A 14,289-nucleotide genomic window follows, 5' to 3' on the forward strand; every position below is an offset into this window, starting at 1 on the left:
CAAGGAGAACTCAGATCATCACGGCCGTAGTAGGCGTCGTTGGCACTGGCCTCGGCGCCTCCTTGACGCTGAGTAGGTACGACCTGGCAAACCCGAACAGCAGCGCGCAGCAAGCGCCGGGAGCTGGATCAGTCAAAGGAACAGGCCCGCACGCAGCTGTACGTGGATCACGTGGGCAGGCGCCTGGAAAACCGTCGAGCGACGCTGCGCTTGCCAAATACCTCCTCCATGCCGGGCAGGCGGCATGTTGATACTCGTGGCAGCGAGTGGGGAGGGCGGGCATTCGCAAGACCTTGGTGCGGCCGGTGCTCGTCATAGAACGTCTCGAACTCGCGCAGGGCGCGCAGGAGATGGCGCTGGTTCCAGATCAACGTACGGTCCAGCAGCTCTCGCCTGCAGGTCTGCACCCACCGCTCCATGATCGAGTTCATGCGCGGCATCCGGACGCCGCTGAGCACCTCGTCGAACGGCCGTGGGAACTTCCCGTCCCGATCCCTGATCAGACAGCGAGCCCGGCAGCCGGCGTCCTCGAGGTCCATGACGAGATTCTTCGCGGCCTGGACCACCCAGGACACGGTCGGGTGCACGGTCGCGCCCAGGATCCGGATCCGGCGGCTCGCGTGCCCGATCACGGCGAACACGTACAAGCGGGCCCCGGACAGAGTGACGGCCTCGAAGAAATCGCACGCCAGGAGCGCGTCGGCCTGGGAGCGCAGGAAGTCCGCCCAAGTGCTGGAGGCCCGCTCGGGCGCCGGGTCGACGTCGGCCTCCTTCAAGATTTCCCAGACCGTGGATGCTGCCACCTTCACCCCGAGTACGAGCAACTCACCGTGCAGGCGCCGATAGCCCCAACTGGGATTTTCCCTGGCCGGCGCAGTACCGTGTCCGGCCGCACCAGCAGCCGCATCCGGCGCAGCACTTCCCGTGGCAGGCCATGGAGGAGCGACGCCAAAAACGCCCGGTCGCTCGCGTGGAACCGGACCTGCTGCCCGTTCAGACATCTTTCTCCCGGTCGCTCATCGGCAGCAATCGCAGCATCGCGAACGCGCTCGTCACACCCAGGTACGCCGGTCTCAGCAGCACGACCGATCATCATGCCGCGCCAACCGGCGCCGCGCGATACCGGCGACTCGATCAGCCTCGGCCAACACCCAAACCTGATCTCACCTGCGTGGATGAGGTATTCGGCAAGGGCAACGTCCGGGGCGCCGTGTCCCCGGGGTGAGGTGGGGTTTCGGTGCCGCTTAAGGGGAGTTGAAGGGGGGTGTTAGGGGGCGGACCTACGCTGCGCGGAGGAGCTTTTGTCGCGCTGTGTGGGAGGTTGGATGTCCGGCGAGGAGAAAATTCGCGAATATCTTCGGCGGGCGACGAATGACCTTTATCGCACGCGGGAGCGGGTGCGGGAGCTCGAAGAGCGGCAGGGTGAGGCGATCGCGATCGTCGGGATGGGGTGCAGGTATCCCGGCGGGGTGGGGTCGGCTCGGGAACTGTGGGAGCTGGTCGCCGACGGGCGGGACGCCGTTTCGGAGTTTCCGTCCGATCGGGGGTGGGACGTCGCCTCGCTGTACGACCCCGATCCTGGGAAGGCGCACACGAGTTATACGCGGCACGGGGGATTTCTGCATGACGCCGGGGAATTCGACGCCGAATTCTTCGGGATCAATCCGCGTGAGGCGCTTTCGATGGATCCGCAGCAGCGGCTTCTTCTGGAAACGACGTGGGAGACCGTCGAGAACGCGGGAATAGACGCCGCGGAACTGCGCGGGACCGACGTCGGCGTGTTCGCCGGGGTGATGTACCACGACTACGGGGGGCGGATCGTCCGGGCGCCCGCCGAGGTCGAGGGATATCTCGGGCAGGGCAGCGCGGGCAGCGTCGCCTCGGGGCGGGTCTCGCACGCGTTCGGGTTCCAGGGGCCTGCCGTGACGATCGACACCGCCTGCTCGTCGTCGCTGGTCGCGATCCATCTGGCGGCGCGGGCGCTCCGGTCGGGCGAGTGCTCGATGGCGCTGGCGGGCGGCGTCACCGTGATGTCGACGCCGTCGGTGTTCCTGGAGTTCAGCCGGCAGCGCGGCCTGTCCCCCGACGGCCGGTGCAAATCGTTCGCGGCCGCCGCCGACGGCACCGGCTGGGGCGAGGGCATCGGGCTCGTCCTGCTGGAGCGGCTGTCGGACGCCGTCCGGCTCGGGCATCCGGTGCACGCGGTGCTGAAGGGTTCGGCGATCAACCAGGACGGGACGACCACACAGCTGTCCGCGCCGAACGGACCGGCCCAGCGGCGGGTCATCGAGCTGGCGCTGGCGAACGCCGGGCTCTCCCCCGACGAGGTCGACGCGGTCGAGGCGCACGGCACCGGCACCACCCTCGGCGACCCGATCGAAGCGCAGGCGCTGCTCACCACCTACGGGCGCGCGCACTCCGCCGACCGGCCCGTCCACCTGGGCGCGGTCAAGTCGAACCTCGGGCACACGCAGGCCGCGGCGGGCGTCGCGGGCGTCATCAAGATGGTGCAGGCGATGCGGCACGGCGTCCTGCCGAAGACGCTGCACGTGGACGCGCCGTCGCCGCACGTCGACTGGGCGGACGGTCATGTCGCGCTGCTCACCGAGGCCACGTCCTGGCCGGACACGGGACGTCCGCGCCGGGCCGCGGTGTCGTCGTTCGGGATCAGCGGCACCAACGCCCACGTCATCCTCGAGCAGGCTCCCGAGCGGGAGACTGCCGAGCCGCCCGTCGGCCCGGTCGTGGTGACGCTGTCGGCGCGGACCCCTCAGGCGCTGCGCACCGCGGCCGCCCGGCTGGCCGGTCATCTGGCCGCCGACCCGAAGGCGTCCCCCGCCGGGCTCGCGGCGTCCCTGACGGCCCGTGCCCTGTTCACGCGGCGGGCGGCCGTCATCGTGGACGGCTCCGACCGGGAGTCGCTCGCCGGAGCCCTGTCGGCGCTCGCCTCCGGTGCGCCCGACCCGCGCCTGGTGACGGGCGAGCCCGGCGACGGCGGGACCGTGTTCCTGTTCAGCGGACAGGGCAGCCAGTCCCCCGGCATGGGACGTGACCTGCATGCCGCGTTCCCGGTCTACGCCGCCGCCTTCGACGAGGCTTGCGAGGCGTTCGGGCCGCATCTCGAACGGCCGCTCAAGGACGTCGTGTTCGGACGACGTCCGCCCCGACCAACTGCTCGGACACTCCATCGGCGAACTCACCGCCGCCCACCTCGCCGGACTCTGGACCCTCAACGACTCAGCGGCCCCCTCGACGCCCTCGACACGCTCGCCGACCGCCTCGCCACCCAGGGCATCACCGCACGCCGCCTGATGGTCAGCCACGCCTTCCACTCCGCCCTCATGGAACCGATACTCGCCGACTTCCAGAAGATCGCCGAGACCGTCACCTACCACCCGACCCAGCTTCCCGTTGTCTCCAACATCACCGGGCAGACCGCCACCGAAGACCAGCTCACCGACCCCGCCTACTGGACATCCCAGATCCGCAGCACCGTCCGCTTCCACGACGGCCTCACCCACCTCCACACCGAACACTCCCCCGCCCTCTACCTCGAACTCGGACCACGCCCGACACTCACCACCCTGGCCCAGCAGAGCCTGAACGGTGCGGTCACCCAGGCCGTCCTCGATCACCGCGACCCCGACACCGCCGCGTTCCTGACCGCGCTCGCCCACGCCCACACCGGCACCCACGCCAAGGTCTCCTGGCGGCTCCCCTCCTCCCCGCTGCTGGACCCGCCGCCCGCCTACCCGTTCCAGCGGACCCGGTTCTGGCTGGAGGCCCCCGCCGGTGACGCCGCTGGGCTCGGCCTCGTACCGGCCGGGCATCCGCTGCTCGCGGCCGAGTCCGCGCTCCCGGACGGCGGCTGGCAGGCGACCGGCCGGATCGGTCTCACATCCCGTCCGTGGCTGGCCGACCACGCCGTCCACGGCATGCCGCTGCTGCCCGGCACGGCCCTCCTCGACCTGGCCCTGCACGCCGGGGAGGCCACCGGCTGCCCGGACGTCGACGAGCTGATCCTCCAGGCACCGCTGACGCTGTCGGCACCGCGCGTCCTCCACATCGTGGCCGAACCGGCCGGTGACGACGGCCGCCGCCCGTTCGCCGTCCACTCGCGGCCCACCGACGACCCGTCCGGCTGGGTGACGCACGCGACCGGGATCCTCGCCCCCGAACTCCCCGCGATACCGGTCCCGGACGTCGCGGACGGCGACCCGGCCGACCTGTCCGGCCTGTACGAACGCCTGGAGAGCGACGGCTACGGCTACGGCCCCGCGTTCCGCAACCTGCGCGGCCTGCGCCGGGCCGGTGACGCGCTCCGCGCCGAGGTCCGGCTGGACGCGACGACACCCGTCGACGGCCACGGCCTCCACCCGGCCCTGCTCGACGCGGCGCTGCACGCCCTCGCCGTCGACGGCCTCGGCGAGCAGGGCACCGGTCTGCCGTTCTCCTGGCGCGGCGTCCGGCTGCACGCGACCGGCGCCGACACCCTCCAGGTCACCTTGACGCCGCTCCGCCCCGACGCGGTCGCCCTCCACGCGACCGACCCGGCGGGCCGTCCCGTCCTGACGGTCGAGGAGCTGATCGTCCGTCCGCTGTCCGGTGATCTCACCGCGGCGGCCCCTGCGAAGTCCGGTGTGCCCGGCCTGTTCCACCCGGTGTGGATCCCGGTCGAAGATCCGGACCGGCCGAGCCCGGCGGATGCGGTCTTCCTCGGCTCCCCGCCGGACGACGCCGACGTCCCCTTTCACGCGGACTTCGCGGCCTGGTCGGCGGCGCTCGGCGACGACGTCCCGCCGTCGGAGGTCGTCGCGCTGCCGGCGACGGCGGCCTGCCCGCACGCGTCCGGCGGCTGCGACTGCCCCGCCTCGGCGACCGCGACGGCCGGAACCATGCTGGGGCTGCTCCGCGACTGGGCGGCCGACGACCGGTTCGCCGGTTCGGTCCTGACCGTCGTCACACTCCTCGCGCAGGCCCTCCCGGACGACGAGGAGGCCCCGTCCCCGGCGCAGGCGGCGCTGTGGGGCCTGGTCCGCAGCGCGCAGAGCGAGCACCCCGGCCGTTTCCGGCTGGTGGACGTCGCGTCGCCGGAGCCGGGCCCGCTGCTGCGGGCGGTCGCGGCCGCCGAGGCCCTGGACGAGCCGCAGCTGGCGGTGCGGGCCGGGACGTTGTTCCGGCCGCGGCTGGCCGACGGCCACGAGTCGTTCCTGGTGCCGCCGTCGGACACGGGCTGGCAGCTCATGTCGACGAGCCGGACGGGGTCGCTCGACGACATCGTCCTGGCACCGACCGATCTGCACGACGGCCCGCTGGGGCCGGACGAGATCCGGATCAGCACCCGCGCGGCCGGTCTGAACTTCCGTGACGTCCTGGTCTCGCTCGGCATGGTGAAGGCGCTGGCCCCGATCGGCGGCGAGGAGGCCGGTGAGGTCATCGAGGTCGGCTCGAACGTGACGACGCTCCGTCCGGGCGACCGGGTGACGGGGCTGTTCTCACGTGGCGGCATCGGCCCGGTCGCCACCACCGACCACCGGCTCGTCATGAAGATCCCCGACGCGTGGACGTGGCCGCAGGCCGCGACCATCCCCGTCGCATTCCTGACCGCCTGGCACGGATTGGTCGTCCTCGGCGGCCTCAGGAAGGGCCAGAAGGTCCTCATCCACACCGCGACCGGCGGCGTCGGGCAGGCCGCCCTCCAGATCGCCCGGCTGTTCGAGGCCGAGGTGTACGCGACGGCCAGCCCCCGCAAGTGGCCCGTCCTGCACGGCCACAGCCTCGATCACGACCACATCGCCAACAGCCGCACCACCGACTACGAGCACCACTTCAGGAAGACCGCCCCGCACGGCGTCGACATCGTCCTCAACAGCCTGGCGGGCGAGCACATCGACGCGAGCCTCCGGCTGCTCAAACCGGACGGCCGCTTCATCGAGATGGGCAAGACCGACATCCGGACAGCCGAGCAGCTGACCGACCACCCCGGCATCGGCTACAAGGCGTTCGACCTGGTCACCACGGGGCCCGAGCACATCGAGGGCCTCAACCGGATCGTGCACGGCCATCTCGCCGCCGGGGACCTCACGCCGCTCCCGCACACGTCCCACCCGATCGCGCACGCCCGCACCGCCATCCGCACCCTCGCCCACGCCACCCACATCGGGAAGATCACCCTCACGCTGGATCCGCCGCCCGTCCACCGGACCGTCCTGATCACCGGCGGCACCGGGACGCTCGGCGCGCTCGTCGCGGAGCATCTCGCCGAGCGGGGGGCCGGGCATCTCCTGCTCGTCAGCAGGCGCGGCCCGGACGCCCCCGGCGCGGACGACCTCAAGTCCCGCCTGGAAGAACTCGGCGCAAACGTGACGATCGCCGCCTGCGACACCGCCGACCCCGACGCACTCGCCGCACTCCTCGCCACCTCGTCCTGTTCTCCTCGGCAGCCGGCACCCTCGGCAACCCCGGACAGGCCAACTACGCCGCCGCCAACACCTACCTCGACGCCCTCGCCCACCACCGCCACGCCCAAGGCCTCCCCGCCGTCTCCATCGCATGGGGGCTCTGGGAACGGGCCAGCGGCATGACCGGCGCGCTCTCCGACGCCGACCTCGCCAGGCTCCGCCGATCCGGGCTCGTCCCACTCACCGACGACCACGGGCTCGCCCTGTTCGACGCCGCGCTCCGGCTCGACGAACCGCACGTCGTCGCCCTGCCGATCGCCCCCACGGCGGACACGCACCCATCGCCGCTGCTGCGCGACCTCGCCCCGCGATCCCGCAGGACGGCCGCCACCCGCGGCACTGACGGTCCCGGCGCGGGCGGCGACCTCGCCTCGACCCTGGCGGGACTGACCGCCGATCAGCAGCGCCGGCGGATGCTCACCCTCGTACAGGCGCAGGCCGCCGCCGTCCTCGGGCATCCCGCCGCGCACACGATCGTCGCGGACCAGCCGTTCAAGAACCTCGGCTTCGACTCCCTCACCGCCGTCGAACTCCGCAACCGGCTCGCCAACGCGACCGGGCTGCGGCTGCCGCCGACCCTGATCTTCGATCAGCCCAGCCCCGCCGAACTGGCCGCGTGGCTGCTCGGCCGGCTCGCACCCGCGGCGGCCGAACCGGTGCGCGCGATCCTCACCGACCTGGACGCTCTGGAGACGGTCCTCGCCGAGGTGCCGGCCGACGACAAGGGCCGTCCCGCGGTCACCGCCCGGCTGGAGACCCTGCTGGCCCGATGGGCCGGAGCGCGGACGGACGCCGACGGCGACGACCTGTCTGCCGCGACGGACGACGAGATCTTCAGCGTCATCGACCACGAGCTCGGAATCTCCTGACCCCTTCACGTGAGGAACCCAGATGTCCAACGAAGAGAAGCTCAGGGACTATCTGAAGCGCGTCACGGCCGACCTGCGCAGGTCCAGGCAACGCGTTCACGAGGTGGAGTCGGAGCGGTTCGAGCCGATCGCGATCATCGGGATGGCGTGCCGGTACCCGGGCGGAGTCCGCTCCCCCGACGACCTGTGGGACATGGTCGCCGAGGGCCGGGACGGCATCTCGGACTTCCCCGTCAACCGCGGCTGGCCCGCCGACCTGTACGACCCCGACCCCGACCGGGCCGGCACCACCTACACCCGGCACGGCGGGTTCCTGCACGACGCCGACATCTTCGACGCGGCGTTCTTCGGGATCAGCCCGCGTGAGGCGCTCGCCATGGACCCGCAGCAGCGGCTCCTCCTCGAAACCACGTGGGAGACGTTCGAGGACGCCGGGCTCGACCCGTCCGGGCTGCGGGGACGCGGCATCGGGGTGTTCGCGGGCGTCCTGTCGAGCAACTACGGCTCGCACCTGCTGATAGAGACGCCCGAGGAGATCCAGGGCTACCTGTCGACGGGCATCAGCAACAGCGTCGCGTCCGGCCGGATCTCCTACACCTTCGGCTTCCAGGGTCCGGCCGTCACCATCGACACCGCCTGCTCGTCCTCGCTCGTCGCGATGCATCTGGCGGCGCACTCGCTGCGGTCCGGCGAGTGCTCCATGGCACTGGCCGGCGGTGTGACGGTCATGGCGGCGCCCACACCGTTCGTGGACTTCAGCCGTCAGCGGGGCCTGTCCGCCGACGGGCGCTGCAAGCCGTTCGCGGCCGCCGCCGACGGCACCGGCTGGGGCGAGGGCATCGGCCTCGTCCTGCTGGAGAAGCTGTCGGACGCCCAGCGCAACGGCCACCGGATCCTCGCGGTCATCAAGGGCTCGTCGGTCAACCAGGACGGCGCCAGCAACGGGCTCGCCGCCCCCAACGGGCCGTCGCAGCAGCGGGTCATCGAGCAGGCCCTGGCCAACGCGCGGCTGTCGGCCGACGAGGTCGACGCCGTCGAGGCACACGGCACCGGCACCCGGCTGGGCGACCCGATCGAGGCGCAGGCGCTGCTCGACACCTACGGACGGCACCACACCAGCGCGCTGCCGCTGCGGCTGGGGTCGATCAAGTCGAACATCGGGCACAGCCAGGCCGCCGCCGGCGTCGCCGGTGTGATCAAGACGGTGCAGGCAATCCGGCACGGCGCGCTGCCGAAGTCGCTGCACGTGGACGAGCCCTCGCCGCACGTCGACTGGTCCGCCGGGCATGTGACGCTGCTGACCGAGACCACGCCGTGGCCCGAGACGGGACGGCCGCGCCGCGCGGCGGTGTCGTCGTTCGGGATCAGCGGCACCAACGCCCACCTCATCCTGGAGCAGGCGCCGGAGCCCGACGACACCGAGACCCCGGCCCCCGCGCCGGACGCACCCGCCGTCGCGCTGCCGCTGTCGGCGAAGGACCCCGAGGCGCTGCGCGAGACCGCCCGGCGGCTCGGGGAGCGCCTCGACGCACATCCGGAGCTGGAGCCCGCCGCCCTGGCCGCGCCGCTCGCCGGACGGGCGCTGCTCGGCCACCGGGCGGTCGTCGTCACCCCGCCGGACGACCGCGCCGGGACCGCCGCGGCCCTCGACGCGCTCGCCGGCGGGTCGCCCCATCCGTCGCTGATCGTCGGCGACGAACCTCCCACTTCGGGCGGGACCGTGTTCGTCTTCCCCGGCCAGGGCTCCCAGTGGGCAGGCATGGGCACGCTGCTCGCCGCCGAGTCGCCGGTGTTCGCCCGCGCCCTGGACGACTGCGCGCAAGCGCTCGAACCGCACACCGGCTGGAACCTCAGGGACGTCCTGTCCCGGCCCGACCTGCCCGCCGGAACCGACGTGGTGCAGCCCGCGCTGTTCGCGATGATGGTGGCGCTGACCAGGCTCTGGCAGCACCACGGCGTCAGTCCCGACGCGGTCGTCGGCCACAGCCAGGGCGAGATCGCCGCCGCCCACATCGCGGGCGCGCTCAGCCTGGACGATGCCGCACGGGTCGTCAGCGTCCGGTCGCGGGCGCTGCTGGACCTCGCCGGAACCGGCCGGATGGTGTCGGTGCCGCTGGCCGCCACCGCCGCCGAGACGCTTGTCGGCGACCTCGGCCTCACCGGCGAGCTGCGGGTGGCGGCGTTCAACGGGCCGAACCACACGATCGTCGCGGGCGCCACCACCGCGGCCGAGGCGCTGACCGCCCACGCCGCGACCACCGGCCTCGACGCCCGAATGATCCCGGTCGACTACGCCTCGCACACCCCGCTCGTGCGGGGGCTGCGCGACCGGCTCCTGGCCGACCTCGGCACGGTCGCGACCGGCCCGGCGGCGATCCCGTTCCACTCGACGCTCACCGGCGGGCTCGTCGAGGACACCGGGCTGCTCGGCGCCGGCTACTGGTACGACAACCTGGCCGCCCCGGTGCTGTTCCACCCGGTGCTCGCCACGCTCGTCCCGCAGCACACGGAGTTCGTGGAAGTGAGCCCGCACCCGGTGCTCGTCCCCGCGATCCTCGACCTGCTGCACGGCGGCGGGACGGCCGGGTCGGCGCATCCGACGCTCCGCCGCGACCAGGGCGGCCTCGGCCGGTTCCTGACGTCGCTGGCCTCCTACCATGTGCACGCCGACGCGCCCGGCACCGACTGGCACGCCCCGGCCTCGCGGGAGCGGGTGCCGTCCTACCCGTTCCAGGGTCGCCGGTTCTGGCTCGACGGGGCCGCGCCCGTCACGAAGGCGACCGGGCTCGGGCTGGCGTCGCCGGAGCATCCGCTGCTCGGCGCGGTCGTCGAGCATCCCGACGGGACGATCGCGTGCACCGCGCGTCTCGCGCTCGACACCGAGCCATGGCTCGCCGACCACACAGTGAACGGGACGGTCCTGCTGCCGGGCACGGCGTTCGTCGAGCTCGCCCTGCACGCAGGGCACCGCTGGGGTTGCGAGACCGTCGAAGAGCTGACGTTGCAGGCTCCGCTCGTGCTGTCCGCGGGGCCACAGGATCTGCACGTCACGGTCAGCGCCGCCGGAGACGGCGGACGCCGGTCGTTCGCCGTGCACTCCCGACCGCACGGCGACCAGGCCGAGTGGACGGTCAACGCGACCGGGACCCTGACACCGGAGCTCTCGGCCGCGGTCCCGGCGGGCCCTCCGCCCGGCGGCACGCCCGTCGACGTCTCGGGACTGTACGACCGGATCGCCGAGGACGGCTACGGCTACGGGCCGTCCTTCCGCGGTCTACGCGGCCTGCGCCGCGACGGCGACGTCCTCCACGCGGAGGTCAGCCTCGGCGAGGACGCCGCCACCGGCGGGTACGGCCTCCACCCGGCGCTGCTCGACGCCGCCCTGCACGCCCTCATCGCCGACCGGGACGACCGGACGCCCGACGGCGGGGAGCCCGGCGGCATCAGCCTTCCGTTCTCCTGGACCGGGGTGCGCCTGCACGCGACCGGCGCCGACACCCTGCGGGTCGCGGTGACCCGGCTGCGAGACGGCGCGGTGGCGCTGTATGCCGCCGACCCGCAGGGCCTCCCGGTGCTGACCGTCGACGAACTGACCCTGCGCCCCCTCGGCGCGGGCCTGTCGGTCTCGGCCGGTCCGGCCGCGCACGACCTGTTCCATCCGGTCTGGCACGCCCTGCCCGACACCGCCCCCACCCGCGTCGATGGCGAGCCCGTACTGCTCGGGTCCCCCGCCGAGGGCGCGGCGTGCGGCGGGCTCGCAGAGCTCATCGGGGCCCCCGGCGAGGCGATCGCGCTGCCGTCGCTGACGGCGTCCTCCTGCGCGCACGGGGTCTGCGGCTGCCCCGAGGCGGTCGCCTCCGCGACGCGGGCGGCGCTCTCCCTGGTCCAGGGCTGGCTCGCCGCGGACGGCGGCACCCTGACGTTCGTGACCCGGGAGGCCCACGACGACCGGGGTCCGTCGCTCACGGCGGCGGCGGTGTGGGGGTTGGTGCGCGGGGCGCAGAGCGAGCATCCGGGCCGCTTCCGGCTCCTCGACGCCGACACCGACGACACGGCCACGCTCCTGCGGGCGGTCGCCGCGGGGCGGTCCCTGGACGAGCCTCAGCTCCTGTTGCGCGGCGGTGTCCTGCACCGGCCCTGGCTGGTCGACAGCCGCAAGGAGTTCCTGATCCCGCCGGACCACGACGGCTGGCAGCTGGAGAAGATCACCCGGACGGGCACCCTCGAGGACGTCGTGCTCGCGCCGACCGACCTGCACGACCGTCCGCTGGGGCCGGACGAGATCCGGATCAGCACCCGTGCGGCCGGCCTGAACTTCCGGGACGTCCTCGTCTCGCTCGGTATGGTCGCCACCGACTCGCCGATCGGCGGCGAGGAGGCGGGCGAGGTCATCGGCGTCGGCGCGGACGTCACCGGGTTCCAGCCGGGTGACCGGGTGACGGGCCTGTTCACCCATGGCGGCATCGGCCCGGTCGCCACCACCGACCACCGGCTCGTCATGAAGATCCCCGACGCGTGGACGTGGCCGCAGGCCGCGACGATCCCGGTCGCGTTCCTCACCGCCTGGCACGGGCTGGTCGTCCTCGGCGGCCTCGGAAAGGACCAGAAGGTCCTCATCCACACCGCGACCGGCGGCGTCGGGCAGGCCGCCCTCCAGATCGCCCGGCTGTTCGAGGCCGAGGTGTACGCGACGGCGAGTCCGGCCAAGCACCACGTCCTGCGCTCGCACGGCCTCGACGACGACCACATCGCCAACAGCCGCGTCGCCGACTATGAGGACCATTTCCGGCGGACGGCCCCCGGCGGCTTCGACATCGTGCTGAACAGCCTCGCCGGGGAGCACGTCGACCTCGGGCTGCGGCTGCTCAAGCCGGGCGGGCACTTCCTGGAGATGGGCAAGACCGACATCCGGACGGCCGAGCAGCTCGCGGGCCGTCCCGGCGTCGACTACCAGGCCTTCGACCTGATCAGCACGGGCCCCGAGCACCTCGGCGTCCTCACCGAGGCCGTCCGCGGGCATCTCGCGTCCGGGGCGCTCGTCCCGCTGCCGTGCACCTCCCATCCGATCACGCACGCCCATGCCGCCATCCGGGTTCTCACGCGGGCCGAGCACATCGGGAAGGTCACCCTCACTCTCGAGCCGCGTCCGGTGCACGGCACCGTTCTGGTCACCGGCGGCACCGGGACGCTCGGCGCGCTCGTCGCCGGGCATCTCGTCTCGGCGCACGGGGTGCGGCGGCTGCTGCTCGTCAGCAGGCGCGGCCCGGACGCCCCCGGCACGGACGCCCTCAAGTCCCGCCTGGAAGAACTCGGCGCAAGCGTGACGATCGCCGCCTGCGACACCGCCGACCCCGACGCGCTTCGTCCTGTTCTCCTCGGCAGCCGGCACCCTCGGCAACCCCGGACAGGCCAACTACGCCGCCGCCAACACCTACCTCGACGCCCTCGCCCACCACCGCCGCGCCCAAGGCCTCCCAGCCGTCTCCATCGCATGGGGGCTCTGGGAACGGGCCAGCGGCATGACCGGCGGGCTGTCGGAGGCGGAGTGGACGCGACTGCGCCGCTCCGGCGTGAACCCGCTCTCCGACGACCACGGCCTGGACCTCCTGGACGCCGCGCTCCGGCTCGACGAACCGCACGTCGTCGCCGCGCCGATCACTGCCGCGACCACAGAGCACCACCCGTCGCCGCTGCTGCGCGGCCTGGCGCCCGCCCGCCGCCGGACGGCCGCGGCCGGCGCGCCCACGGGCGGCGGCGGTCTCGGCGCGGAGCTGGCGCCGCTCGACGACGACCGGCGGCGGGAGCGGGTCCTCGGGGTCGTCCTGGCGCAGGCCGCCGCCGTCCTGGGCCACCCGGACCCCAACCTCGTCTCCCCCGGCCTGGCCTTCAAGGACCTCGGCTTCGACTCCCTCACCGCCGTCGAACTCCGCAACCGGCTCGCCAACGCGACCGGGCTGCGGCTGCCGCCGACCCTGATATTCGACCATCCGAACCCGTCCGGGCTCGCCGCCCACCTCCTCACCCGGCTCGCCCCCGACGCCGCGCCCGCCGCACCGGCCGCGCCGGTCAGGTCGGCTGCGGCCGACGACGAGCCGATCGCGATCGTCGGGATGGGCTGCCGCTACCCCGGTGACGTCAAGACGCCGCAGGACCTGTGGCGGCTCGTCGAGGGCGAGGTCGACGCGCTGACCGCGTTCCCCACCGACCGCGGCTGGCCCGCGGGCCTCTACGACCCCGACCCGTCCCGCCCGAACTCCAGCTACACCGACCGGGGCGGGTTCCTGCACGACGCCGGGGACTTCGACCCGGCGTTCTTCGGGATCAGTCCGCGCGAGGCGCTCGCCATGGACCCGCAGCAACGGCTCCTCCTGGAGACCGCGTGGGAAACCCTGGAGAGCGCGGGACTCGCCCCCGAACGGCTGCGGCCGCGGGCCGTCGGCGTCTACACCGGGGTCCTGGCCAGCAACTACGGCGCGCATCTGCTGCACGAGGCGCCCGAGGATGTGCAGGGCTACCTGTCGACGGGCATCAGCAACAGCGTCGCGTCCGGCCGGATCTCCTACACCTTCGGCTTCGAAGGCCCGGCCGTCACCATCGACACCGCCTGCTCGTCCTCGCTCGTCGCCATGCATCTCGCGGCGCAGGCCCTGCGCTCCGGCGAATGCGAACTGGCCCTCGCAGGCGGCGTCACCGTGATGGCCGTGCCAACCCCGTTCCTGGAGTTCAGCCGCCAGCGCGGCCTCGCCCCGGACGGCCGCTGCAAAGCCTTCTCCGCAACCGCCGACGGAACCGGCTTCTCCGAAGGCGTCGGCCTCGTCCTCCTCGAACGACTCTCCGACGCCCAACGCAACGGCCACGACATCCTCGCCGTCCTGCGCGGATCAGCCGTCAACCAGGACGGCGCCAGCAACGGCCTCTCCGCCCCCAACGGACCCTCACAAGAACGCGTCATCCAACAA

Annotated in this window: 1 protein-coding gene and 5 pseudogenes; 5 read left to right on the forward strand and 1 reads right to left on the reverse strand. The window is 73.0% G+C overall.

Features of this window, described 5'->3' with window-relative positions; all coding sequences use genetic code 11:
* Positions 1–257: 257 nt before the first annotated feature.
* Positions 258–1,083, reverse strand: a pseudogene (locus OO70_RS36265) (integrase core domain-containing protein); the annotation flags it as partial.
* A gap of 242 nt (positions 1,084–1,325) precedes the next feature.
* On the opposite strand from OO70_RS36265, the gene OO70_RS56265 reads away from it, so the two are divergent.
* The 5 genes and pseudogenes from OO70_RS56265 to OO70_RS56275 form a co-directional block, all read left to right on the forward strand.
* Positions 1,326–6,584 carry a beta-ketoacyl synthase N-terminal-like domain-containing protein gene (locus tag OO70_RS56265; RefSeq protein WP_407702862.1) on the forward strand — a complete coding sequence of 1,753 codons (5,259 nt, stop codon included), beginning with the start codon at positions 1,326–1,328 and terminating at the stop codon, positions 6,582–6,584.
* Positions 6,470–7,330: pseudogene (locus OO70_RS36280) on the forward strand (beta-ketoacyl reductase); the annotation flags it as partial. The gene OO70_RS56265 and the pseudogene OO70_RS36280, both read left to right, overlap by 115 nt.
* A 22-nt stretch (positions 7,331–7,352) precedes the next feature.
* A pseudogene (locus tag OO70_RS57240) lies at positions 7,353–7,403 on the forward strand (polyketide synthase docking domain-containing protein); the annotation flags it as partial.
* A 69-nt stretch (positions 7,404–7,472) separates the two neighbouring features.
* Positions 7,473–12,627, forward strand: a pseudogene (locus OO70_RS56270) (beta-ketoacyl synthase N-terminal-like domain-containing protein); the annotation flags it as partial.
* 66 nt (positions 12,628–12,693) lie between these two features.
* Positions 12,694–14,289, forward strand: a pseudogene (locus tag OO70_RS56275) (beta-ketoacyl synthase N-terminal-like domain-containing protein); the annotation flags it as partial.

This window comes from Streptomyces xylophagus, from assembly GCF_000716435.1.
Taxonomy (GTDB): Bacteria; Actinomycetota; Actinomycetes; order Streptomycetales; family Streptomycetaceae; genus Streptomyces; species Streptomyces xylophagus.